Origin of the sequence: Pseudomonas saponiphila (genome assembly GCF_900105185.1) — a bacterium.
In the GTDB taxonomy this organism is placed as follows: Bacteria; Pseudomonadota; Gammaproteobacteria; order Pseudomonadales; family Pseudomonadaceae; genus Aquipseudomonas; species Aquipseudomonas saponiphila.
The window spans coordinates 3,571,820-3,595,045 of record NZ_FNTJ01000001.1 but is presented as its reverse complement, the minus strand read 5'-3'; the positions used below and the strand labels follow the sequence as shown (position 1 = coordinate 3,595,045).

Below are 23,226 nucleotides of genomic sequence, written 5' to 3'. Positions count from 1 at the left end.
CAACAAAAGGTGCAGCCATGCCCGCGATCCGAATTGGCATCAACCCGATCTCCTGGAGCAACGACGACCTGCCGGCCCTGGGTGGTGAAACGCCCCTGGACACCGCCCTCAGTGAAGGCCGGGACATCGGTTATGAAGGTTTTGAACTCAACGGCAAATTCCCCAAGGACGCCCAGGGCGTGGCGGCGGTGTTGCGCCCCTATGACCTGGCGCTGGTGTCGGGCTGGTACTCCGGGCGCCTGGCCCAGCGTTCGGCGGCCGAGGAAATCGACGCCATCGCCAGCCATGTCGAGCTGCTCAAGCACAATGGCGCCTCGGTGCTGGTGTACGGCGAAGTGGCCGACTCGATCCAGGGCTCGCCGGTGCGGCTGGTCGAGCGGCCGCGGTTCCATCGTGCCCAGGCCTGGCAGGACTATGCCGACAAGCTCACTGAGCTGGCACGTTTCACCCTGTCCCAGGGCGTGCGCCTGGCCTACCACCACCACATGGGCGCCTACGTCGAATCCCCGGCGGACATCGACCAACTGATGGGCCTGAGCGGCGAGGAAGTCGGCCTGCTGTTCGATTCGGGCCACTGCTACATGGGCGGTGGCGAACCCCTGGAGGTGCTGCGCAAGCATGTGCACCGGGTCTGCCACGTGCATTTCAAGGATGTGCGCAAGCCGGTGGTGCAACTGGCGCGCAACAACTTGTGGAGCTTTCCGGACTGCATCGTCAACGGCACCTTCACCGTGCCCGGCGATGGCGACCTCGACTTTGCCGCCTTGCTCGACGTGCTGCTGGACGTGGGCTACCAGGGCTGGCTGGTGGTGGAAGCCGAGCAGGACCCGGCCGTGGCGCCGAGCTACGTCTACGCGAAAAAAGGCTACGACACCTTGCGGGCACTGCTGGACGCCGCTGTGCAACGCCGGAGCACTGCCCAATGAGCCTGTTGATCAAAAGCGCTGCTCAGGGCCGGACCCTGGTCCAATTGCCAGAGGGCGCCCTGGAATACGTGGGCTTCAGTGCCTACCGCCTGAGCCTGGGAGACAGCCTGCCGGTCAGCGCCGGCGACCAGGAGTTGTGCCTGGTGCTGCTCAGCGGCCGCATCGATGTGCAAGGCCAAGCACCCCAGGGTGCCTTGCAGTGGAACAACCTGGGGGACCGGCAATCGGTGTTCGAGGACAAAGCGCCCTTTGCCGTCTATCTGCCGCCGGGCAGCCAGGCCCGGGTCAGCGCCTTGAGCGACGTGCAGATCGCGGTCTGCGCCGCCCCGGGCGCCCTTGAGGGCGGTCCCGGCCCGCGGCTGATCCGCCCGGAACAGTGCAAGCGCAGCGTGCGCGGCAAGGGCGCCAATACCCGTTATGTCTGCGACATCCTGCCCGACAGCGAGCCGGCCCATTCGCTGCTGGTGGTGGAGGTGCGCACGCCGTCCGGGCATTCCTCCAGCTACCCGCCACACAAGCACGACACCGATGACCTGCCGCACCAGAGCTTTCTGGAGGAAACCTATTTCCACCAGGTCCATCCGCCCCAGGGCTTCGTCTTCCAGCGGGTCTACACCGACGACCGCAGCATCGACCAGGCCATGGCCGTGGAGAACAGCGACCTGGTGGTGGTGCCCAAGGGCTATCACCCGGTCAGCGTGCCTTACGGCTATGAGTCCTATTACTTGAACGTCATGGCCGGGCCCAAGCGGGTCTGGCAGTTCCATAACGACCCGCAGCACAGCTGGCTGCTGGATCTCTGAAGCGCCGAACCCAGGTGGCAACCCTTTACGGAGAACAAGAACAATGAGCGACACCCCGGTAATAGGTCATTACATCGGCGGCCAGGCGCAGGACGCCGGCGAGCGTTTCAGCCCGGTGTTCAACCCGGCCACGGGTGCGGTCCAGGCTCGCGTGGCGCTGGCCGGCCAAAAGACCGTGGACGAGGCCGTGGCCTCGGCGCTGAAGGCTTTCCCGGGCTGGTCCGAACAGTCCGCCCTGCGCCGCGCGCGGGTGATGTTCAAGTTCAAGGAACTGCTGGACCGGCACCACGCGGAGCTGGCGCAGATCATCACCCGCGAGCATGGCAAGGTGCTGGCCGACGCCATGGGCGAGGTGACCCGTGGCATCGAGATCGTCGAGTACGCCTGCGGCGCGCCGAGCCTGCTGAAAACCGATTTCAGCGACAACATCGGCGGCGGCATCGATAACTGGAACCTGCGCCAGCCCCTGGGGGTGTGCGCCGGGGTCACGCCGTTCAACTTCCCGGTGATGGTGCCGCTGTGGATGATCCCCATCGCCCTGATTGCCGGTAACTGCTTCATCCTCAAGCCGTCCGAGCGCGACCCGTCCGCCAGCCTGCTACTGGCGCGCCTGCTGACTGAAGCCGGCTTGCCCAAGGGTGTGTTCAACGTGGTCCAGGGCGACAAGAGCGCGGTCGACGGCTTGCTCCAGCACCCGCACATCGAGGCGATTTCCTTTGTCGGTTCGACGCCGATCGCCCAGTACATCCACCAGCAGGCCAGCGCCCGGGGCAAGCGCGTGCAGGCCCTGGGCGGGGCCAAGAACCACATGATCGTGATGCCCGACGCCGACCTGGAGCAGGCCGCCGATGCGCTGATCGGCGCGGCCTACGGCTCGGCCGGCGAACGCTGCATGGCGATTTCCATCGCCGTGGCCGTGGGCGAGGTGGCCGATGAATTGATCGCCAGGCTGCTGCCGCGCATCGACCGGCTCAAGGTCGGCAACGGCCTGGAGGGCGACAGCGACATGGGGCCGCTGGTGACCGCCGAGCACCAGGCCCGGGTTGAAGGCTTTATCGGCCAGGGCGTGGCCCAGGGCGCGCAGTTGCTGGTGGACGGACGCGGCTTCAAGGTGCCGGGGGCGGAGCAGGGCTTTTTTGTCGGCGCCACGCTGTTCGATCAGGTCACCCCCGAGATGAGCATCTACCGGGAGGAAATCTTCGGGCCGGTGCTGGGTATCGTGCGGGTGCCCGACTTTGCCAGCGCGGTGGCGCTGATCAACGCCCACGAGTTCGGCAACGGCGTGTCCTGCTTCACCCGCGACGGCGGCGTGGCCCGGGCCTTTGCCCGCAGCATCAAGGTCGGCATGGTGGGCATCAACGTGCCGATTCCGGTGCCCATGGCCTGGCATTCCTTCGGTGGCTGGAAACGTTCGCTGTTCGGCGACCACCATGCCTACGGCGAGGAGGGCCTGCGTTTCTACAGCCGCTACAAGAGCGTGATGCAGCGCTGGCCCGAGAGCATCGCCAAGGGGCCGGAATTCAGCATGCCGACCGCCAAGTAACGGTCTCGACGGGATGGATTTTGGAGAACCACAAGCATGAGCCAACCCCTGCGCTTCGCCTTGAATCGTATGGTTGCACCGGGTTTGTCATTACCGGAGTTCATCGACCTGGCGCACGCGCTGAAGGTCGATGCCATTGAGCTGCGCAATGACCTTGCGGGCGTGGAGATCGAGGACGGCACGCCGCCCGAGCGGGTCCGCCAGTTGTGCGCGGCCGAAGGGCTCAAGGTGTTGTCGATCAACGCCCTGTACCCCTTCGATGTGTGGAACGACGAGCGACGCCGGCAGGCCCTGAAGCTGGCCGCCTATGCCCGTGCCTGCGGCGCCGAGGGGCTGGTGCTGTGCCCGCTCCATGACCCTGCCGACCTGCGCAGCGAGGCCCAGCGCAGCAGCGGTTTGCGCACGGCCCTGGGCGAACTGGCGCCGATCCTTCGCGAGCACGGCCTGCTGGGGTTGATCGAGCCCCTGGGCTTTGTGCAGTGCGCGCTGCGCCACAAGCGCACGGCGGTGGCGGCGATTCGTGCCATTGGCGGCCTGGATGTGTTGCGCCTGGTGCACGACACCTTCCACCACCACTTGGCCGGGGAGGATGAGTTCTTCCCCGAGCTGACCGGGCTGGTGCACATCTCCGGTGTCGAGGATCGCCAGGCGCCGCTCGACAGCATTCGCGACGGCCACCGGGTGCTGGTGGGCGAGGCGGACATCCTTGGCAATGCGCAGCAGATCGATGCCTTGCGCAGCGGCGGCTACCGCGGCTACCTGTCGTTCGAACCCTTTGCCGAGAGCGTGCACGGGCTGGCGGACATTCGGCAGGCGCTGGGGGCGAGCATGACCCACCTGCAACAATCCCTGGCCTGACGCCGCCCTCGCGTAGGAGCCGGCTCGCCGGCGAAGAGACACCACAGCGGAGCGCAAGTCTCCAAGGTGCTTTCGCTGGCAAGCCAGCTCCTACGGGCGTGTTGGCAGGGCCGTTGGCGACACAACAACATTAAGGTGCAAACCATGAGTACGACACGACTGACCATGGCCCAGGCCCTGGTGAAATTCCTCGATAACCAATACGTCGAGGTGGATGGGGTGCAGAGCAAGTTCGTGGCCGGGGTCTTCACCATTTTCGGCCACGGCAATGTGCTCGGCCTGGGCCAGGCCCTGGAGCAGGACAGCGGCGAGCTGCTGGTGCACCAGGGCCGCAACGAGCAGGGCATGGCCCACGCCGCCATCGGTTTCGCCAAGCAGCACCTGCGGCGCAAGATCTACGCCTGCACCTCGTCGGTGGGGCCCGGCGCGGCCAACATGCTGACCGCGGCGGCCACCGCCAGCGCCAACCGTATTCCCTTGCTGCTGCTGCCGGGGGACGTCTATGCCAGCCGCCAGCCGGACCCGGTGCTGCAGCAGATCGAGCAGTTCCATGACCTGAGCATCAGCACCAACGATGCCTTCAAGGCCGTGAGCCAATACTGGGACCGGATCAACCGGCCCGAACAACTGATGAGCGCGGCGATCCATGCCATGCGCGTGCTCACCGACCCGGCACAGACCGGCGCCGTGACCCTGGCCCTGCCCCAGGACGTGCAGGGCGAAGCCTACGATTACCCGGACACCTTTCTCGCCCGGCGGGTGCACCGCATCGACCGCCGCCCGGCCACCGAGGCCATGCTCGGCGATGCCCTGGCGCTGTTCGAGGGCAAGCGCAAGCCGTTGATCATCTGTGGCGGCGGGGTCAAGTACTCCGGGGCCAACCGGGCCTTGCAGGCCTTTGCCGAACGCTTCGGCATTCCCTTCGCGGAAACCCAGGCGGGCAAGAGCGCGGTGATCTCCGAGCACCCATTGAACGTCGGCGGGATCGGCGAAACCGGCTGCCTGGCGGCCAACCTGCTGGCCCGGGAAGCCGACCTGATCATCGGCGTCGGCACCCGCTACAGCGATTTCACCACCTCGTCGAAGTGGCTGTTCCAGCACCCGGAGGTGGAGTTCCTCAACCTCAATGTCTGCCCCGGCGACGCCCTGAAAATGGACGGCGTGCAGCTGCTGGCCGATGCCCGGGCCGGCTTGCAGGTCCTGGGTGAAACCCTGGGCCGCAGCGGTTACCGGGCGGCCTGGGGCGGACAGATCAGCGCGGCCAAGGCGCAGTTGGACGCCGAGGTCGACCGGCTCTATCAGTTGCAATACCAGGCTCAGGACTTCGTGCCGGAAATCAACGACCACCTGGATCCGGCGGTGCTGCGCGAATTCATCGAGCTGACCGGCTCCTGCCTGACCCAGAGTCGGGTGCTCGGGCTGCTCAACCAGGCGCTGCCCGCGGACGGCATCATCGTCGCCGCCGCTGGCAGCCTGCCCGGCGACCTGCAGCGCAGCTGGCGCAGCAGGGAGGTCAACAGCTACCACGTGGAATACGGCTATTCGTGCATGGGCTACGAGGTCAACGCGGCCCTGGGGGTCAAGCTCGCCGAGCCGGATCGCGAGGTGTACGCCCTGGTGGGCGACGGTTCCTACCTGATGCTGCATTCGGAGCTGGTCACCTCGATCCAGGAGCGGCGCAAGATCAACGTGGTGCTGCTGGACAACATGACCTTCGGCTGCATCAACAACCTGCAGATGGGCCACGGCATGGACAGCTTCGGCACCGAGTTCCGCTACCGCAACCCCGAGAGCGGCAAGCTCGACGGCGGCTTTGTGCCGGTGGACTTCGCCATGAGCGCCGCGGCCTACGGCTGCAAGACCTACAAGGTCAGCAACGAGGAGCAGTTGCTGGCGGCCCTGGCCGATGCCCGGACCCAAACGGTCTCGACCCTGATCGACATCAAGGTCCTGCCCAAGACCATGATCCACGGCTACCTGTCCTGGTGGCGGGTGGGCGTGGCCCAGGTGTCCACCAGCGCGCGCACCGATGCGGCGGCCAAGACCCTGAATGAACGCCTGGCCCAGGCCCGGCAGTACTGATCGCTGTGCAACGAACAACCACAGGAGTATCTGCATGTCTTTGAAACTTGGCGTTATCGGGACCGGGGCCATCGGCCAGGATCATATCCGTCGTTGCAGCCAGGCCCTGCTGGGCAGCCAGGTGGTGGCGGTCACCGACATCAACCTTGAGTCGGCGGCCAAGGTGGTTGGCGACCTCGGGCTCGGCGCCGAGGTCTACCCGGACGGCCGCGCGCTGATCCAGGCGGCTGAGGTCGAGGCCGTGCTGGTCACCTCCTGGGGCCCGAGCCACGAGGAGTTCGTGCTGGCGGCAATTGCCGCGGGCAAGCCGGTGTTCTGTGAAAAGCCCCTGGCGGTGACCGCCGCCGGCTGCCGGCGCATCGTCGAAGCGGAAATCGCCCACGGCAAGCGCCTGGTGCAAGTGGGCTTCATGCGCCCCTACGATGCCGGCTACCAGGCCCTGAAGGCGGTGATCGACAGTGGCCGGATCGGCGAGCCGCTGATGCTGCACTGCGCCCACCGCAACCCGCGGGTGGGGGAGAACTACAAGACCGACATGGCCATCACCGACACCCTGATCCATGAACTGGACGTGCTGCGCTGGCTGCTGGCCGACGACTATGTGTCGGTGCAGGTGCTGTTCCCGCGCAAGACCAGCAAGGCCCTGGCCCATTTGCGCGACCCGCAGATCGTGCTGCTGGAAACCGCCAGGGGCACGCGGATCGACGTCGAAGTGTTCGTCAACTGCCAGTACGGCTACGACATTCAGTGCGAAGTGGTGGGGGAGAGCGGCATCGCCAGATTGCCGGAGCCGTCCCAGGTGCAGTTGCGTAGCGAGGCCAAGCTGTCCAACGCCATCCTGATGGACTGGAAAGAGCGTTTTATCGCCGCCTATGACGTCGAGCTGCAGGCCTTTATCGACGGCGTGCGCGCCGGCCAGGTGGGCGGGCCTTCGGCCTGGGACGGCTTTGCCGCCGCGGTGGCGGCCGACGCCTGTATCGAAGCGCAGAACAGCGGCCAGATCGTCAGGATCGAGCTGCCCCAGCGGCCCGGCTTTTACGCCTGATCCAGGAAGCCTTGCAGAGCGCTTTCGCTGGCAAGCCAGCTCCTACAGGGGGCGGTGTGACGATTGCCGTGGTAGGAGCCGGCTTGCCGGCGAAGGGGGCCTTGGAGTTGGCGCAGGGCTGGGGGGCGCTTTCGCTGGCAAGCCAGCTCCTACGGGGGGCGGTGTGATGATTGCTGTGGTAGGAGCCGGCTTGCCGGCGAAGGGGCCCTTGGAGTTGGCGCAGGGCTGGGGGGCGCTTTCGCTGGCAAGCCAGCTCCTACAGGGGGCGGTGTGATGATTGTCGTGGTAGGAGCCGGCTTGCCGGCGAAGGGGGTCTTGCGTTAAGCACAGGTCTTGGGCCTGCAGCCGTCGCGCGGCAGCGATTTTCAAGGAGGAAAATCGATTTAGAATAAAATTCTAAAATGAGTTGATATAGAAATTATTTTCCAATAAAGTCATTTCCAGGTTGCCGACTAGCTAGGTTGCACACCCCTCAGGCAGGTTTTGAGCGCGGCTTGCACCGACCCACAAAAACAAAACAGGTACCGTCGATGAAAACCTTCAAATCCGCTGTCCTCGCTGTCGTTTCACTGTTGCGCCCAGCCTCGGCGCCGGCCGCTGTGACTCCCCGGGCCTGCCGCTCCGCCATCCTCCTGACCTGCCTCGGCTTTCTCTCTGTAGAGCGCAACGGTGCGCTGCTGTGCTGCGTTCCTGGCGCGCCGGTGGTGCATCTGCCGCTCTGAGTCGTTCTGCGCTTTATCCATAAAACCTACAAGAACGTGGAGAAAGACCTGTTATGAACACCAAGATCCGTTTTGCCTCGCTCGCGCTGTCGCTGCTGCTGACCAGCGGGGCGGTGCTGGCCGACGTCAAGATCGGCGTGAGCATGTCGCAGTTCGATGACACTTGGCTGACCTACCTGCGCGAGTCGATGGACCAGAAAGCCAAGTCCCTGCCCGATGGCGTCAAGCTGCAGTTCGAGGACGCGCGCAGCGACGTGGTCAAGCAATTGAGCCAGGTCGAGAACTTCATCAGCCAGAAAGTCGACGCCATCGTGGTCAACCCGGTGGACACCGCGGCCACCCGGAAAATCACCGAGGCCGCGGTCAAGGCCGGCATCCCCCTGGTGTATGTCAACCGGCGTCCGGATGACCTGAACCTGCCCAAGGGCGTGGTCACCGTGGCCTCCGACGACCTGGAGGCCGGGAAGATGCAGATGCAGTACCTGGCGGAAAAAATGGCCGGCAAGGGCGACATCGTGATCCTGCTGGGCGATCTGGCGAACAACTCCACCGCCAACCGCACCAAGGGCGTCAAGGAAGTGCTCAAGCAGTACCCGGGGATCAAGGTCGAGCAGGAACAGACCGGGGTCTGGCTGCGGGACAAGGGCATGACCCTGGTCAACGACTGGCTGACCCAGGGCCGCAAGTTCGATGCGGTGGTGGCCAACAACGATGAGATGGCCATTGGTGCCGCCATGGCGCTGAAGCAGGCCGGGGTCGAGAAGGGCAGTGTGCTGATCGCCGGTGTCGACGGCACCCCCGATGGCCTGCGCGCGGTGCAGAAGGGCGACCTGGCGATCTCGGTGTTCCAGGATGCCAAGGGCCAGGCGGACGGCTCCATCGATACGGCGGTGAAGATGATCAAGCGCGAGCCGGTGGAGCCGGCCGTGTGGATTCCCTATCGCCTGATCACCCCGCAAAACGTCGACCAGTTCAAGTAACGCCGCGCCTCGGGCCAGGGCGGTTGCATAACAACAATAAGTGGCGGGCGGCCCCGGGCGGCCCTGCCGATGGAGTAGCTGATCATGTTCTCTTGCGCGACTGCCTCAAGCACCCCGCTGGCTGCCGTCCAGCCTGCCGCTCCGGCGACCGAAGAGCCTTATCTGCTGGAGGTGATCAACGTCAGCAAGGGCTTTCCCGGTGTGGTGGCCCTGTCCGATGTCCAGCTGCGGGTACGCCCGGGAACGGTGCTGGCGCTGATGGGCGAGAACGGCGCCGGCAAGTCGACCCTGATGAAGATCATCGCCGGCATCTATCAGCCGGATGCCGGTGAACTGCGCCTCAAGGGCCGGCCGGTGGTCTTCGACACACCCCTGGCGGCCCTGCAATCGGGCATCGCCATGATCCACCAGGAACTCAACCTGATGCCGCACATGAGCATCGCCGAGAACATCTGGATCGGCCGCGAACAGCTCAACGGCCTGCGCCTGATCGATCACCGCGCCATGCACCGCTGCACCGCGCAGTTGCTGGAGCGCCTGCGCATCGACCTCGATCCCGAGGAGCGGGTGGGCAACCTGAGCATCGCCGAGCGGCAGATGGTGGAGATCGCCAAGGCGGTGTCCTACGACTCCGACGTGCTGATCATGGATGAGCCGACTTCGGCCATCACCGACAAGGAGGTGGCGCACCTGTTCTCGATCATTGCCGACCTCAAGGCCCAGGGTAAGGGCATCATCTACATCACCCACAAGATGAACGAAGTGTTCGCCATCGCCGATGAAGTGGCGGTGTTCCGCGATGGCGCCTACATCGGCCTGCAACGGGCCGACAGCCTGGACGGCGACAGCCTGATCTCGATGATGGTGGGGCGCGAGCTGAGCCAGCTGTTTCCCCAGCGCGAGAAACCCGTCGGCGAGCTGCTGCTAAAGGTTCGCGACCTGCGCCTGGATGGGGTGTTCGACGGCGTGTCCTTCGACCTGCATGCCGGGGAGATCCTCGGCATCGCCGGGCTGATAGGCTCGGGCCGGACCAATGTCGCCGAAACCCTGTTCGGCATCACCCCCTGCGACGCCGGGGAGATCATCCTCGACGGCCAGCCCCTGCGCATCGGCGACCCGCACCGGGCGATCGAGAAGGGCTTTGCGCTGCTGACCGAGGATCGCAAGCTCAGCGGCCTGTTCCCCTGCCTGTCGGTCCTGGAAAACATGGAAGTGGCGGTGCTGCCGCACTACGCCGGCGGCGGTTTTGTCCAGCAGAAGGCCCTGCGCGCCCTGTGCGAGGACATGTGCAAGAAGCTGCGGGTCAAGACCCCGTCCCTGGAGCAATGCATCGACACGCTGTCCGGGGGCAATCAGCAGAAGGCCCTGCTGGCGCGCTGGTTGATGACCAACCCGCGGATCCTGATTCTCGACGAGCCGACCCGGGGCATCGACGTCGGAGCCAAGGCCGAGATCTATCGGCTGATCGCCTTCCTCGCCAGCGAGGGCATGGCGGTGATCATGATTTCTTCGGAACTGCCGGAGGTCCTGGGCATGAGCGACCGGGTCATGGTCATGCACGAGGGGGAGCTGATGGGCATTCTCGACCGCAGTGAAGCGACCCAGGAACGGGTGATGCAACTGGCGTCCGGAATGTCGCTGGCGCACTGAATTCTTCAATCGATGGCGACCGGCGGCGCGTTCAGGCGCCCCGGTCAGGCGATAACAAAGGTGAGTGGTTATGAACGTGATGTCTGAAAACAAACCGGCCGTGGCGCCCGCCAGAACCCGCCGGCGCTTTCCCACCGAACTGAGTATTTTTTTGGTGCTGATCGGCATCGGCCTGGTGTTCGAGCTGTTCGGCTGGATCGTTCGTGACCAGAGCTTCCTGCTGAACTCCCAGCGCCTGGTGCTGATGATTTTGCAGGTGTCGATCATCGGTCTGCTGGCCATCGGCGTGACCCAGGTGATCATCACCACCGGTATCGATCTGTCCTCGGGCTCGGTGCTGGCCCTGTCGGCGATGATCGCCGCCAGCCTGGCCCAGACCTCGGACTTTGCCCGGGCAGTGTTTCCGTCCCTGACCGACCTGCCGGTGTGGATACCGGTGGTGGCCGGGCTGGGGGTGGGCCTGCTGGCGGGGGCGATCAACGGCAGCATCATCGCCATCACCGGCATTCCGCCCTTTATCGCCACCCTGGGCATGATGGTGTCGGCCCGTGGCCTGGCCCGCTACTACACCGAAGGCCAGCCGGTGAGCATGCTCTCGGATTCCTACACCGCCATCGGCCACGGCGCCATGCCGGTGATCATCTTCCTGGTGGTGGCGGTGATCTTCCACATCGCCCTGCGCTACACCAAGTACGGCAAGTACACCTACGCCATCGGCGGCAACATGCAGGCGGCGCGCACCTCGGGGATCAACGTCAAGCGGCATCTGGTGATCGTCTACAGCATCGCCGGGCTGCTGGCGGGGCTGGCCGGGGTGGTGGCCTCGGCGCGGGCCGCCACCGGCCAGGCGGGGATGGGCATGTCCTACGAGCTGGACGCGATCGCCGCCGCGGTGATCGGTGGCACCAGCCTGGCCGGTGGGGTGGGGCGCATTACCGGCACGGTGATCGGCGCGCTGATCCTCGGGGTCATGGCCAGCGGCTTCACCTTTGTCGGCGTCGATGCCTACATCCAGGACATCATCAAGGGCCTGATCATCGTGGTGGCGGTGGTCATCGACCAGTACCGCAACAAGCGCAAGCTCAAGCGCTGAGGCAGTGGCCTGGCGGCGGCGCTGGCTTGGCCGCAAAGGAGCCCATAAGGGAATGCAACGCTGGCTGGCCGGTTCGCCGGCAAGCCGGCTCCTACAAGAGGTGAAACAGGGGGTAAAAGGCTCGAATTGGCTGTCCGGTACTGCCGTTTGTCTTCTAACAGGCACGCCTCTATGGAATTTTTTGTTATAAACGTACTCCGATAAGCGCCAGCAAAGCCCGTGATTACGGGCTTTGTGCGCTTTGTCGGACAGATTCGCTGTCATTTCAGTTGCTGCGCCCTCAAACCGGCCTTAGACTGCCGCCCCTCGTAAATTGAGTGCCGGGTGGCGCTTGGAAGGTATGGCGCCTTTCTGATGACCTGACGGGTCAACCGGAAACAGTTTGAATTCGCCTTAATGCACGTATTTTTTATAGAGAAATCAATGACCAAGGAAAAGTTGCTGGCCATGCCGGCGGATGACTACATGAATGCCGAGCAGCACGCTTTTTTCAGCGACCTGTTGCAAGCCATGAAGGTGGAAACCCACGAGCGCATCGAACAGAACCGGATCGCCATTGAAAGCCTGGACACCCCGGCTGACCCGGCCGACGCCGCTTCCGTCGAAGAAGAGCGCACCTGGCTGGTCAACGCCATTGATCGCGATCAGCGCATGCTGCCGCAACTGGAGCAGGCCCTGGGCCGGATCAGTGACGACACCTTCGGCTGGTGCGACGACAGCGGCGAGCCGATCGGCCTCAAGCGCCTGCTGATCAGCCCGACCACCAAGTACTGCATCGAAGCCCAAGAACGCCACGAGCAGATCGACAAGCATCAGCGTCAGGCTTGAAAGCAGCTGCAAGCTTGTAGCTTCAAGCTGCAAGTGCATCCTTGCCTCCGAGTGCGTAGCCGTGCCAGCGCTGCGCACTGGGGCGAGAGCCAGTCCCCGGCGCTCCTACGCCAGTCTTCACTTCCCTTGATCTACTGCAACATCCCCCTCTTCAGACCCTGAATAATGCCTCGCACATGCCGCTTGCTGCTTGTAGCTTGCCGCTACTCTTCTTCCTACTAAGGGACCATGGTTAATGGCCTTTTAGAGGCGTCTAATGCCGCAAACAATGAGAACGATGTGGGGTGACAAAGATGTCAAGGGATGGATCTCTAGCGGCGTCGGCCGCGCAGCCGCTGGCAACACCCGAAACCGCCGCCCGCTGGTGGTCGCCGTCGTTGCAGAGCGCGGCGCTGATGGGGCTGTTCGCCGGTCAGGCCCTGGGCGGCTGGCCGCTGTACCTGTGCCTGCCGCTGGCGGTGCTGGTGATCTGGATACCCCGGCTGCGCTCGCGCAAGGCCTGCGAGGTGCCGGTGGCGACCGACAATGAGCTGTCGGCGCTGACCCGCGACCTATCCTACAGCACCACCCACAATGCGCTGTCCGCTGCCGGCGTGGCCTATTCGGTGACCCAGTTGGCAGACCGCCTGCAGTCCCAGCTCGACGCGGCGGCGCGCATCGTCGGCAATGCCGAGGTGATGATCAGGACTGAACAGGTCACCTCGCAACTCAGCCGGCAAGCCCTGGACGCCGCCAGCGAGGCCCATGCCAGCAGCGCCGAGGGGCGCACGGTGCTGGGCGAGTCCATCAGCCGCATGCACTCCCTGAGCCAGCGCGCCAATGGCAGTCGCGAGCTGATCGAAGCTTTGAGCCAGCGCAGCGAAGAGATCCAGCGGGTAACCCTGGTGATCCAGTCCATCGCCAGCCAGACCAATCTGCTGGCGCTGAATGCGGCCATCGAGGCGGCCCGGGCCGGGGAGCACGGGCGTGGTTTCGCCGTGGTCGCCGACGAAGTGCGTGGGCTGGCCGGGCGCACCGCCGCGGCCACCGACGAGGTGGGGGTGATGGTGGCCGATATCCAGCAGCGCACCAGCGACGTGGTGGAACAGATCCGCCAGCTGTCCGATGACCTCAACCTGGGGGTCGAGCAGGTCGAGCTCACCGGCCGTCACCTGGAGAACATTGCGAGCCTGGCGGCCGGGGTGGAGGGGCAGGTCAGCGAGATCGCCCGGGGCGCCGATACCAACCGCGAACAGCTCGACAGCCTGTTCCACGCCGTGGAGCAGATGCGCAGCGACCTGGCCGTCAGCGACCAGCAGACCCGCAGCCTGGCCGAGGCCGCGGTGCAGATGGAAGGGCAGGCGGAAACCATCAGCGAGCGTCTGGCGGCGGTGGGCCTGGACGACTATCACCAGCGCATCTATGACCTGGCCCGCGAGGGCGCGCGGCGCATCGCCGAGCAGTTCGAGAACGACCTGGCGCAGAACCGCATCAGCCTCGATGACTTGTTCGACCGCCACTATCAGTTGATCGCCAATACCCAGCCGCCCAAGTACCAGACCCGTTTCGACCGCTACACCGACCAGGTGCTGCCAGCGATCCAGGAGTCCCTGCTGCCGCGCCACGACGGCCTGGTGTTCGCCATCGCCTGCACCCAGGAAGGCTACGTACCGACCCACAACAAGATCTTCTCCCAGCCGCTTACTGGTGATCCCCAGGTGGACAACCTGCACAACCGCAGCAAGCGCAAGTTCGCCGATCGCACCGGTATCCGTTGCGGCAGTCACCAGCAGCCGTTGTTGCTGCAGACCTACACCCGCGATACCGGCGAGCTGATGCATGACCTGTCGGTGCCGATCATGGTTCAGGGGCGGCATTGGGGCGGCCTGCGCCTGGGCTACAAGCCCGAGCAGAGCGCTCCCCGGCACAAGTCTTGAGGGGCCGATTGTTACTCGCGGGGTAATGCTGCTGTGCAGATTCGGGCTGTTACAGAGGCCGGGAAGCGATTAGTATCTCGACATCGTTAGGGAGCTAACTAATTCCGCGAGGTACACCATGCACAGCAAAGTCGATGTGGCAGTGATGATTGGCAGTGGCGTTCCCGCTTCGCTGCGGGCCCTGGGGCGCAAGGCGTGCTGGGTGGTGCTGGTCAATGGCGAGCAGCGTGGCACCGCGTTTGCCAGTCGGGTCGAGGCCGAGGAGTGTCGGCAGGTGTGGCTGGCACAACTGGCGACGGTCCAGGGCGTGCGCCAGGGGCTCAGGTACTCGGCTTGAAGCCTGGCCGGGCGCCTGGATTCGAGGCTGGTCGTTGGGCTCCCGTCGCCGCCCTCAGCCGGTGGGGCGAGGGCGGCGGGTGGGTTCGAGCGAAGAAGGGGTATCAGGCGTTCAGGGCGCCCTGGTCAATGGCCAGCTTGAGAGCCTTGGCCGAGGCCTTGGCTGCGGCCAGGGCTTCTTCCGAGGTCTTGAACCAGCGGTCCCGTTCCACTTGGTGGAAGGTGATCTGAGTCAGTGGAGGTTTGGCGCGCATGGCAATCACGGCCTGGAATTCGCCTTCGACTTCTCTGCACTCGCCACGAATGAAAAACTCGCCAATATCTAGTTCGGTCACGTCTAGCCTTCCCTTGGAGATGAGTGAGTGCTTGAACGCCCGTACCGCGGCTGTTCAACCAGCGGCGGAGTATGGCAGCTGTTGGCTGGCGACGGGCTGAGTTATGTCATTGCGGTTTTAGGTAGCGAATGTTCCGAGGCACTAAAGTGAACTTTCTGACGCTTGAATCCGCCGATCCAGATCACTGCTCCAGAGTATTACTGGTTAGAATGCCGGGCCTGCGTGGACGGCTCAGGGCAAGATTACCGACTGGTGTGCAACATTAGTCTTTGTACTAATGAAAGTCCGGGCAACCATGGATTGCTCGCTTTAAATGGTCGAAATGCACAAAGTTGCTCTAGAATTGCCTGTGCAACCCGAAGTGGCTGCCGATCCGGGGATTCAATCTTGGGGTATATCCGGCTTTCCGGCCTGTTTTTAGTACCCGTCCCAGATAATTCGCCGCCACACTTTTCGGGGTGTCAGAGCCTACTCCTACAGACTTCGACCTGTGCCTGATGCTTCGGCGAAATGCCCGTTGCTCAGCGCCGGCGTCAATGCCGTGGCCTGGAGTGTTCGCTGCATTTGAGTGTTTTTTAGGGTAACTGATTGGGGTGATCACGCCGTCATGGCGGTTTTTTGTGCTGTCCTTTTTTTACGGGCGGCACCCTTTTGAGTATCGGGGAGTGTTCCTTGGCAGTAAGTAATCTTGAAATGCATGCGTTGTTCGTGTTGGGTGATTTGCGCGCAAAGTTGGTCAAGCAGTTCCAATCTCGTTTTGTCTACATCACCGAACAATCCGCTGAAGGCTTCTACGTCGCCGAGATCGATACCGAGACGGCGCTGGTGGTGGACGACAAGCCACGCCTGGAACTCAAGGTCGGCGATCATTTTCGCGCCGCCGTGCTGCCCAGCCGGGAAGGCGGCAAGCTGGAGATCCGCTTTCGCGAGATCAAGCTCACCGTCTACGGCCTGGGCGACTATGCCTTTGTCAGCAGCCCCCTGGGGCAGGGGATCGTCTTCAAGGAAGGGCATTCGGTGGTGACGCTCTTCGCCGCCAACGAGCAATTGCAGGAAGGCCTGACCAAGACCCTCAAGGCCGTCACCGCCAAGGCCGCCAAATTCCGCAAGGGCGAGCTGGTGAGTTTCAAGGCCAGCGAGTGATGAGCCAGGGCCGCGCCGAATTTCATCGCCAGCATCAGCAGGCCGCCGCCGAAGAGGCCCGGCGCCTGTTCGCCGAAAAGCCCCGCTTGCAGGGCGCTTGGCTGAACTGGGTGGCCGGCGAGTTGTATCACCTGCGTCCGGCGGCCTATGCCAGCATGGTGCGCCGCGAGTTGCAGCGCTTGCAGGAGCCAGCAGACCCTTGATGGCCGATTCCGGCATCGTTCCCGGTGGAAAATACGCAACCTCTACTACAGTCAGTTGACTCAATGCTTCAGGGGTCGCACGCATTAGTGCAGCGTGTCCCTCTTGGCCCTGGTCCCGATTCCGCGAGGTTTACCCCATGAAAGGCTTTCGAGCGCTGCTGGTCAGTGGCCTGCTGACCCTGGCCGGCTTGAATCCGTTGCCGTCGGCCATGGCCGCCGAGCCGATCCACTTCGCCGACCTGAACTGGGAAAGCGGCAGCCTGATCACCGAGATCCTGCGCATCGTGGTGGAGAGCGGTTACGGCTTGCCCACCGATACCCTGCCGGGCACCACCATCACCCTGGAAACCGCCCTGGCCAGCAACGATATCCAGGTGATCGGCGAAGAGTGGGCCGGGCGCAGCCCGGTGTGGGTCAAGGCCGAGGCCGAGGGCAAGGTGATGGCCCTGGGGGATACGGTCAAGGGCGCCACCGAAGGCTGGTGGGTGCCGGAGTACGTGATCAAGGGCGATCCGGCCAGGGGCCTCAAGCCGCTGGCGCCGGAGTTGCGCAGCGTCGCGGACCTGGCCCGCTACAAGGAGGTGTTCAGGGACCCGGAGACTCCGGGCAAGGGGCGCTTCCTCAACAGCCCGATCGGCTGGACTTCGGAAATCGTCAACCAGCAGAAGCTCAAGGCCTATGGCCTGCAAGACAGCTATGTGAATTTTCGCAGCGGTTCCGGGGCGGCGCTGGATGCGGAGATCAGCTCGGCGATTCGTCGCGGCAAGCCGATTCTGTTCTATTACTGGTCGCCCACGCCCTTGCTCGGGCGCTTCAAGCTGGTGCAACTGCAAGAGCCGCCGTTTGACGCCGAAGCCTGGAAGACCCTGACCGACGCCGACAACCCCAACCCGCGGCCGAGCCGTTCCCTGGCCTCCAGGTTGTCGATTGGCGTGTCCGCGCCATTCCAGAAGCAGTACCCGCAACTGGTTGAATTCTTCGCCAGGGTCGACCTGCCCATCGATCCCCTCAACCAGGCCCTGGCGCAGATGAGCGAAAGCCACAGTGCTCCCCGTGACGCGGCTCGGGCCTTCCTCAAGCAACACCCCGAGCTCTGGCGCGCCTGGGTGCCCCAGGACATCGCCGCCAAAGTCACTGCCGCCCTGATGTAGGAGCCGGCTTGCCGGCGAAGAGGCCCGCAAGGCATGCGCCGTTCCTGGGATCGCCTTCGCTGGCAAGCCAGCTCCTACGCTCGCCCGGTGTCGCGGAACATTCCGGTAGGAGCCGGCTTGCCGGCGAGGAGGCCCGCAAGGCATGCGCCGTTCCTGGGATCGCCTTCGCTGGCAAGCCAGCTCCTACGTTCGCCCGGTATCGCGGAACATTCCGGTAGGTGCGGATTTCGGAGCACCGTGACCGGCCGTTTCGGTTGATCGTGACCGGTCATTTCGCTAACGCGTGACCGCTCATTTCGGTAGCAACGTGACCGATTTTCCGCCTGTTCCGAAACAGGTGGTCACGGCTTACCGAAATCGCCGGTCACGACTTAGCGAAAGCCTTCCCCTTCGTTGCGCATGACCTGATGCGCCGCCATCCTCGACCGATTTCGGGAGAGGAAGATGGCGGCGCCGCGAGTAGCCATGCGAAACATCAAAGAATGTCTGCGCCTCAAGTTTGAGGCCGGCTTGTCCCACGAGAAGATTGCCCGTGCCTTGCAGCTGTCCAAGGGCGTGGTTAGCAAGTACATCGCGGCGGCGCGGGTGGCCGGGCTGGACTGGCCGGCGCTGGTGGCCATGGACGAGGCCGCGCTGGCGGCCGCCTTGTTTGCACCGACGTCGACGAACAAGCCGCGCGGTGAGCGAGTGCTGCCCGATGTGCTGAGCATCCACCGCGAGTTGCGACGCAAGGGCGTGACCTTGCAGCTGCTGTGGGAGGAATATCTCGCCGCGCATGCGGGCCAGCCGACCTACCGCTACACCCAGTTCGTCGAGCACTACCGGCGCTACGCCCAGACGCTCAAACGTTCGATGCGTCAGCTGCACCGTGCGGGCGAGAAGCTATTCATCGACTATGCCGGGCCGACGCTGCCGGTGGTCGACCCGGCCACCGGCGAAGTGCGCCGGGCGCACATCTTCGTCGCCGCCCTGGGCGCCTCGAATTACACCTATGCCTGCGCGACGCCAGGCGAAACCCAGGTGGACTGGCTGACCTCGCTGGGCCAGGCTCTGACCTACTTTGGCGGCGTGCCGGAAATGGTTGTGCCGGACAATCCGCGCGCCCTGGTCGCCCAGCCGGATCGCTACGAGCCGGGCCTGAACCGGGCCACGCTGGAGTGCGCGCGTCATTACCAGACGGTGATCCTGCCGGCACGGCCACGCAAGCCTCAGGACAAGGCCAAGGCCGAGGTGGCGGTGCAGGTGGTCGAGCGCTGGATCATGGCGCGGCTGCGCCATCGGCAGTTCTTCAGCCTGCATGCGCTTAACCAGGCCATCGCCGAGCTGCTGGAGGATCTGAATCGGCGCCCGTTCAAGCGGCTCGATGGCTGCCGGCGCGACTGGTTCGAGCGCCTGGATCGCCCGGCCTTGCGAGCGCTGCCGGTGCATCCCTACGAGGTCGCCACCTTCAAGCGCTGCAAGGTCAGCATCGACTACCACATCGAGGTCAATGGCAGCTTCTACAGCGTGCCCTCCGCCCTGGCCCGGCAGAACGTGGACGTGCGACTGACGGCACACACCCTGGAAGTGCTGCATGGCAACCGGCGGGTGGCCAGCCACCTGCTGCTGGGGCGACGCGGCGCTTACAGTACCCAGCGCGAGCACATGCCCGCGGCGCACCAGGCGCATCGCGAATGGACGCCACAACGCCTGCTCGACTGGGGCGCGCGGATCGGCCCCTACACGCGCCAACTGATCGATCACCAACTGACCCACAAGCCGCACCCGGAGATGGGCTACCGCGCCTGCCTCGGCCTGCTCTCGCTGGCCCGGCGCTATGGCAATGCACGCCTGGAAGCCGCTGCCGAACGTGCCGTACACCTGCGCGCCTTCACCGGGCGCAGCGTGCGCAACCTGCTCCAGCAAGGCCTGGATCAACAGCCGCTGCCCCAGCGTGCCGCCGAAACGACCTTACCCGGCGACCACGAGAACGTCCGTGGCGCCGACTACTACCAACCCCCGCAACAGGAGCTGTTCGATGATGCCGCAACACACCCTGAATCAACTGCACCAGCTACGCCTGGACGGCATGGCCCGCGCCCTGGAAGAGCAATGGACGCTGCCGGCCAGCCACAGCCTGAGCTTCGATGAACGCCTCGGCCTACTGCTCGACCGCGAACTGGCCTGGCGTGACAACCAGCGCCTGGTACGGCTGCGCAAGAAGGCCAAGCTCAAGTACGCCAACGCCTGCCTGGAAGATCTCGACCGCCGCACCGGACGCGCCCTGGACGAGCGTCTGATCGCCACCCTGGCCAGTGGCGACTGGATCCGCCAGCAGCACAACCTGCTGCTGACCGGCCCGACCGGTGCCGGCAAAACCTGGCTGGCCTGCGCCCTGGGCAACCAGGCCTGCCGCCAGGGCTATAGCACCCTGTACCTGCGCACCCCGCGCCTGCTGGAACAACTGCGCATCGCTCATGGCGACGGCAGCTTCGGCCGTACCCTGCAACAGCTGGCAAAGGTCGACGTCCTGGTGCTGGACGACTGGGCGCTAGCCCCGCTGGAGGAAGGAGCCCGGCATGACCTGCTGGAGGTGATCGACGACCGCGCTGGCAGCCGCTCCACCATCCTGACGAGCCAACTGCCCATCGAGCACTGGCACGGCTGGATCAACGACCCGACCCTGGCCGATGCCATCCTCGACCGCCTGGTGCACAACGCCTACCGACTGACGATGAAAGGCGAGTCGCTGCGCCGAAAAAAAGCCGAGGAACAAGCCGCATCGTGACCGATGCGATTACAATCCAGAACCCGCGCAACCGGGGTGGAAGCACCGGTCACGTATTAGCGAAACGCTCGGTCACGTTCACCGAAATCCGCAGGTAGGAGCCGGCTTGCCGGCGAAGAGGCCCGCAAGGCATGCGCCGCCCCCTGGATCGCCTTCGCTGGCAAGCCAGCTCCTACGCTCGCCCGGTATCGCGGAACATTCCGGTAGGAGCCGGCTTGCCGGCGAAGAGGCCCGCAAGGCATGCGCCGTTCCTGGGGTCGCCTTCGCTGGCAAGCCAGCTCCTACGCTCGCCCGGTGTCGCGGAACATTCCGGTGGGAGCCGGCTTGCCGGCGAAGAGGCCCGCAAGGCATGCGCCGCTCCTGGGGTCGCCTTCGCTGGCAAGCCAGCTCCTACGCTCGCCCGGTGTCGCGGAACATTCCGGTAGGAGCCGGCTTGCCGGCGAAGAGGACCGCAAGGCATGCGCCGCTCCTGGGGTCGCCTTCGCTGGCAAGCCAGCTCCTACGCTCGCCCGGTGTCGCGGAACATTCCGGTAGGAGCCGGCTTGCCGGCGAAGAGGCCCGCAAGGCATGCGTCGCTCCTGGGGTCGCCTTCGCTGGCAAGCCAGCTGTCACGGGGTCAAGCCGGATCAGAAGCGGGTCTGCAGCGCCAGTTCGAAGGTCCGCGGTGTGCCCAGGTAATACGCTGGCGACACATGGGCAAACTGGCCATAGACCTCGTTGGTCAGGTTGCGCACTCGGCCGGTGACGCTGGTGTGGTGGTCGAGCTTGTAGCGCAGGAAGCTGCCGTAGAGGGTGTAGGCGGGCATCCGCAATGTGTTGGCGTTGTCGGCGTACACCGAGGCCACGTAGCGGGCGTCGACGCCGGCCTGCCAGCTGGGAGTCAGGTCATAGGTCAGCCACAGGTTGGCCAGCCGCTCGGGAACGTTGGTCGGGGTGTTGCCCTTGCGCGAAACCACGGCGCCGCTGGCAATCTTCTCGTTGAACTCGTCATATTCGGCGTCCACCCAGGCGAAGTTGGCCTCGGCCAACAGCTTGGGAGTGATGCGCAGGGAACTGGCCAGTTCGATGCCCCTGGAGGTCTGTTGGCCCACTGGGATGCTGTTGGCCGGGTCCAGGGGATCGGTGACGGCAAAGTCCTGGCGCTGGATGCGATAGGCGGCGACGGTCGCCGAGCCTCGTCCTTCGAGGTAGTCGAACTTGCTGCCCACTTCCCATTGCTTGCCGGTGGATACCTCGAAGTTCTGAGTGCCGCTGGGCTGTTCGGCAGCGGTGCTGTATTGCACGTAGACGTTGGCGCTGGGCAGGAACTGCCAGGTCAGCCCCAGGCGCCCGGTGACCGGTTCCCAGCGGCGTTCGAGGTGGCGCGGGTTGCTGGCGGTGATGGCCCGGTGGTTGGTCACGTCCAGGTCGATGGCGTCGTAGCGCAGGCCGCTGAGCAGGGACAGTTCATCGGTCAGGGCCAGGCGGTTCTCGATGAACAGGGCACGGGTGGTGACCTGGTTGGTCTTGTCCTTGACCCAGCGCTGGCGGGTGTCCTTGAGGTCATAGAAGTACCCCGGCTGGAAGTTGTCAGGGTCGACGCTGTTGTTGGCCGGCACGTTCCACGGCGAGTTGGTGGTGCTGTTGACCTTGTATTCGAAGCCCCCGGACCAGGTGGTGTCGAGGCCGAACAGCTGATCGTCATGGCGCAGTTCGAACTGGTTGCCGTCCTGCTGGCCCTGGTGCCGCACCAGGTAGGCGGTGGAACGGTTCACCCGGCTGTTGTCGGCGTTGTACTTGTAGGTTTCCAGGTTGCGGTAGTCGCGCTGGCTGTCCAGGTGGTAGAGGGTGTTGCGCACTGAGGTGCTGGGGTTGATCCGGTAATCGATGATCGAGCGCAGCCAAACCGTGCGCTGCTCGTACAGGCCGTCGGCGACGTTGTAGTTGTTGAAGCGGTTGTGCTTGTCGATCTTCAGCTCGCCGGCCTTGGGGTTGAGTACCGGGGTGCCCCAGTAGGGGCTGTCCTCGTGCTCGTCCTGGTATTCCACGGCCAGGGTGTGGGAGAGGTCCGGGGTCAGGTCGCTGAGCAGCGAGAAGGCCAGGCTCCAGGCGTCCCTTTCCTGGCGGTCGATATAGCCGTTGCTGGTGTTGTGGCTGACGTCGAAGCGCGCGTAGTGCTGCACCTCGGCGCCGGCCGGGCTGAGGGCGTGATTGACCCCGAAGGCGGTTTGCGTGGTGTCGTAGCTGCCGTAGCCGAGCAGGGCTTCGGCGGCCTGTTCGCGCCGGTCGGCCAGTTTGGTCACGTAGTTCAGCGAGCCGCCCACGGAGCCGGCGCCATTGATCAGCGACGAGGGCCCGCCCACCAGTTCCACCCGGTCATAGATCCAGGCATCCACCGGCCGCGCCAGGCCGGTGGCGACGTTGATGCCGTTGAACATCTGGGTGATCTGGCTGCTGGTGAAGCCGCGGTAGGAGACAAAGCCGCCGAACCCCGGCGGCGCGCTGGCGTTGACCCCGGGCAGGGCATTGGCGGCGTCCTGGAAGGTCCGGGCGCCGCGGCGCTCCAGGTCCTGACGGCTGGCCACGGCCACCGAAGCTGGGGTTTCCCGCAGGCTCAGGCCCAGGCGCGAGGCCATGCCACTGGACTGCTCCAGGTTCAGGCCCGGCTCGGCATCGGCTTCATCGGCGCCAATGGTGGTGGGTGCCAGTTCCAGGTTTGGCTGGCCCCAGGCGTGGATGGACAGGCAGCCCAGCAGGCTCGCCAGCAAAGGGAGGTGTTTCATCGGTGCATCCTGAATTCTTGACTAGGAAAAGGCCCACGAACGCGCGCCGCGCGACAGCGCAGTGGGCAGGTTGAGCACGAGCA

At 64.7% G+C, this 23,226-nt stretch carries 20 protein-coding genes; 18 read left to right on the top strand and 2 right to left on the bottom strand.

From position 1 onward, the window contains the following. Positions 1-17 precede the first annotated feature (17 nt). From iolE to BLV47_RS16540, 13 genes are all read left to right on the top strand, one after another. Positions 18-926: a myo-inosose-2 dehydratase gene (gene iolE / locus BLV47_RS16600; RefSeq protein WP_092315355.1), complete on the top strand. Its 909-nt coding sequence runs from the start codon at positions 18-20 to the stop codon at positions 924-926. After that, positions 923-1,729 carry a 5-deoxy-glucuronate isomerase gene (gene iolB / locus BLV47_RS16595; protein WP_092315353.1) on the top strand — a complete coding sequence of 269 codons (807 nt, stop codon included), beginning with the start codon at positions 923-925 and terminating at the stop codon, positions 1,727-1,729. The genes iolE and iolB overlap by 4 nt, the downstream gene beginning before the upstream one ends. 43 nt (positions 1,730-1,772) lie before the next feature. After that, on the top strand, positions 1,773-3,272 hold the full coding sequence (locus BLV47_RS16590) for a CoA-acylating methylmalonate-semialdehyde dehydrogenase (RefSeq protein WP_092315351.1): 1,500 nt from the start codon (positions 1,773-1,775) through the stop codon (positions 3,270-3,272). 36 nt (positions 3,273-3,308) lie between these two features. After that, complete coding sequence (locus BLV47_RS16585; protein WP_092315349.1) at positions 3,309-4,130, top strand: TIM barrel protein; 822 nt, start codon at positions 3,309-3,311, stop codon at positions 4,128-4,130. A 144-nt stretch (positions 4,131-4,274) separates the two neighbouring features. Next, the gene (gene iolD / locus BLV47_RS16580) at positions 4,275-6,212 is read left to right on the top strand and encodes a 3D-(3,5/4)-trihydroxycyclohexane-1,2-dione acylhydrolase (decyclizing) (protein WP_092315347.1); all 1,938 of its coding nucleotides are present in this window, start codon (positions 4,275-4,277) and stop codon (positions 6,210-6,212) included. 34 nt (positions 6,213-6,246) lie between these two features. After that, positions 6,247-7,257 (top strand): bifunctional inositol 2-dehydrogenase/D-chiro-inositol 1-dehydrogenase, encoded by a 1,011-nt coding sequence (gene iolG, locus BLV47_RS16575; protein ID WP_092315345.1) that lies wholly within the window; start codon positions 6,247-6,249, stop codon positions 7,255-7,257. Positions 7,258-7,787: 530 nt separating this feature from the next. After that, on the top strand, positions 7,788-7,979 hold the full coding sequence (locus tag BLV47_RS16570; protein ID WP_092315343.1) for a hypothetical protein: 192 nt from the start codon (positions 7,788-7,790) through the stop codon (positions 7,977-7,979). A gap of 53 nt (positions 7,980-8,032) precedes the next feature. Continuing rightward, positions 8,033-8,959 carry a sugar ABC transporter substrate-binding protein gene (locus BLV47_RS16565; RefSeq protein ID WP_092315341.1) on the top strand — a complete coding sequence of 309 codons (927 nt, stop codon included), beginning with the start codon at positions 8,033-8,035 and terminating at the stop codon, positions 8,957-8,959. 84 nt (positions 8,960-9,043) lie between these two features. Then, positions 9,044-10,609, top strand: a complete 1,566-nt coding sequence (locus BLV47_RS16560; RefSeq protein ID WP_092315339.1) for a sugar ABC transporter ATP-binding protein — start codon at positions 9,044-9,046, stop codon at positions 10,607-10,609. A gap of 70 nt (positions 10,610-10,679) precedes the next feature. Next, positions 10,680-11,702: an ABC transporter permease gene (locus tag BLV47_RS16555; RefSeq protein WP_060843343.1), complete on the top strand. Its 1,023-nt coding sequence runs from the start codon at positions 10,680-10,682 to the stop codon at positions 11,700-11,702. Positions 11,703-12,125: 423 nt separating this feature from the next. Beyond that, a complete protein-coding gene (locus BLV47_RS16550) occupies positions 12,126-12,530 on the top strand; it encodes a TraR/DksA family transcriptional regulator (RefSeq protein ID WP_016962869.1) in 405 nt (134 codons plus the stop codon). Between the two features lie 293 nt (positions 12,531-12,823). Continuing rightward, positions 12,824-14,446, top strand: a complete 1,623-nt coding sequence (locus BLV47_RS16545) for a methyl-accepting chemotaxis protein (RefSeq protein WP_092315337.1) — start codon at positions 12,824-12,826, stop codon at positions 14,444-14,446. 118 nt (positions 14,447-14,564) lie between these two features. Then, the gene (locus BLV47_RS16540; RefSeq protein WP_092315335.1) at positions 14,565-14,783 is read left to right on the top strand and encodes a hypothetical protein; all 219 of its coding nucleotides are present in this window, start codon (positions 14,565-14,567) and stop codon (positions 14,781-14,783) included. A gap of 103 nt (positions 14,784-14,886) precedes the next feature. Here BLV47_RS16540 and BLV47_RS16535 read toward each other — a convergent pair whose 3' ends face one another. Next, the gene (locus BLV47_RS16535; RefSeq protein ID WP_060838906.1) at positions 14,887-15,117 is read right to left on the bottom strand and encodes a hypothetical protein; all 231 of its coding nucleotides are present in this window, start codon (positions 15,115-15,117) and stop codon (positions 14,887-14,889) included. Positions 15,118-15,789: 672 nt separating this feature from the next. Between BLV47_RS16535 and BLV47_RS16530 the strand changes: the two genes are divergently transcribed. The 5 genes from BLV47_RS16530 (at position 15,790) to istB (ending at position 20,381) form a co-directional block, all read left to right on the top strand. Next, positions 15,790-16,260, top strand: coding sequence for a hypothetical protein (locus BLV47_RS16530; protein WP_082729236.1), 471 nt, complete (start codon positions 15,790-15,792; stop codon positions 16,258-16,260). Continuing rightward, positions 16,260-16,463 (top strand): hypothetical protein, encoded by a 204-nt coding sequence (locus tag BLV47_RS16525; protein WP_016962864.1) that lies wholly within the window; start codon positions 16,260-16,262, stop codon positions 16,461-16,463. Before BLV47_RS16530 ends, BLV47_RS16525 begins: the two co-directional genes overlap by 1 nt. Positions 16,464-16,600: 137 nt before the next feature. Then, positions 16,601-17,614 carry an ABC transporter substrate-binding protein gene (locus BLV47_RS16520; RefSeq protein ID WP_092315333.1) on the top strand — a complete coding sequence of 338 codons (1,014 nt, stop codon included), beginning with the start codon at positions 16,601-16,603 and terminating at the stop codon, positions 17,612-17,614. 444 nt (positions 17,615-18,058) lie between these two features. Then, positions 18,059-19,744 carry an IS21 family transposase gene (istA, locus tag BLV47_RS16515; RefSeq protein ID WP_062838241.1) on the top strand — a complete coding sequence of 562 codons (1,686 nt, stop codon included), beginning with the start codon at positions 18,059-18,061 and terminating at the stop codon, positions 19,742-19,744. After that, positions 19,632-20,381: an IS21-like element IS1474 family helper ATPase IstB gene (gene istB / locus BLV47_RS16510; RefSeq protein WP_062838242.1), complete on the top strand. Its 750-nt coding sequence runs from the start codon at positions 19,632-19,634 to the stop codon at positions 20,379-20,381. Before istA ends, istB begins: the two co-directional genes overlap by 113 nt. Before the next feature lie 626 nt (positions 20,382-21,007). On the opposite strand, the gene BLV47_RS16505 is transcribed toward istB, so the two are convergent. Beyond that, positions 21,008-23,143 carry a TonB-dependent receptor gene (locus BLV47_RS16505; protein ID WP_092315331.1) on the bottom strand — a complete coding sequence of 712 codons (2,136 nt, stop codon included), beginning with the start codon at positions 23,141-23,143 and terminating at the stop codon, positions 21,008-21,010. Between the last annotated feature and the right edge of the window lie 83 nt (positions 23,144-23,226).

Bases quoted from the DNA above. Each gene is read 5' to 3' on its own strand.
- iolG (WP_092315345.1), top strand. From the start codon at position 6,247: ATGTCTTTGAAACTTGGCGTTATCGGGACCGGGGCCATCGGCCAGGAT.
- istB (WP_062838242.1), top strand. From the start codon at position 19,632: ATGATGCCGCAACACACCCTGAATCAACTGCACCAGCTACGCCTGGAC.
- iolD (WP_092315347.1), top strand. From the start codon at position 4,275: ATGAGTACGACACGACTGACCATGGCCCAGGCCCTGGTGAAATTCCTC.
- BLV47_RS16585 (WP_092315349.1), top strand. From the start codon at position 3,309: ATGAGCCAACCCCTGCGCTTCGCCTTGAATCGTATGGTTGCACCGGGT.
- BLV47_RS16505 (WP_092315331.1), bottom strand. From the start codon at position 23,143: ATGAAACACCTCCCTTTGCTGGCGAGCCTGCTGGGCTGCCTGTCCATC.
- BLV47_RS16570 (WP_092315343.1), top strand. From the start codon at position 7,788: ATGAAAACCTTCAAATCCGCTGTCCTCGCTGTCGTTTCACTGTTGCGC.
- BLV47_RS16520 (WP_092315333.1), top strand. From the start codon at position 16,601: ATGAAAGGCTTTCGAGCGCTGCTGGTCAGTGGCCTGCTGACCCTGGCC.
- iolB (WP_092315353.1), top strand. From the start codon at position 923: ATGAGCCTGTTGATCAAAAGCGCTGCTCAGGGCCGGACCCTGGTCCAA.
- BLV47_RS16550 (WP_016962869.1), top strand. From the start codon at position 12,126: ATGACCAAGGAAAAGTTGCTGGCCATGCCGGCGGATGACTACATGAAT.
- BLV47_RS16525 (WP_016962864.1), top strand. From the start codon at position 16,260: ATGAGCCAGGGCCGCGCCGAATTTCATCGCCAGCATCAGCAGGCCGCC.
- BLV47_RS16545 (WP_092315337.1), top strand. From the start codon at position 12,824: ATGTCAAGGGATGGATCTCTAGCGGCGTCGGCCGCGCAGCCGCTGGCA.
- BLV47_RS16565 (WP_092315341.1), top strand. From the start codon at position 8,033: ATGAACACCAAGATCCGTTTTGCCTCGCTCGCGCTGTCGCTGCTGCTG.
- BLV47_RS16540 (WP_092315335.1), top strand. From the start codon at position 14,565: ATGCACAGCAAAGTCGATGTGGCAGTGATGATTGGCAGTGGCGTTCCC.
- iolE (WP_092315355.1), top strand. From the start codon at position 18: ATGCCCGCGATCCGAATTGGCATCAACCCGATCTCCTGGAGCAACGAC.
- BLV47_RS16590 (WP_092315351.1), top strand. From the start codon at position 1,773: ATGAGCGACACCCCGGTAATAGGTCATTACATCGGCGGCCAGGCGCAG.
- BLV47_RS16560 (WP_092315339.1), top strand. From the start codon at position 9,044: ATGTTCTCTTGCGCGACTGCCTCAAGCACCCCGCTGGCTGCCGTCCAG.
- BLV47_RS16555 (WP_060843343.1), top strand. From the start codon at position 10,680: ATGAACGTGATGTCTGAAAACAAACCGGCCGTGGCGCCCGCCAGAACC.
- istA (WP_062838241.1), top strand. From the start codon at position 18,059: ATGGCGGCGCCGCGAGTAGCCATGCGAAACATCAAAGAATGTCTGCGC.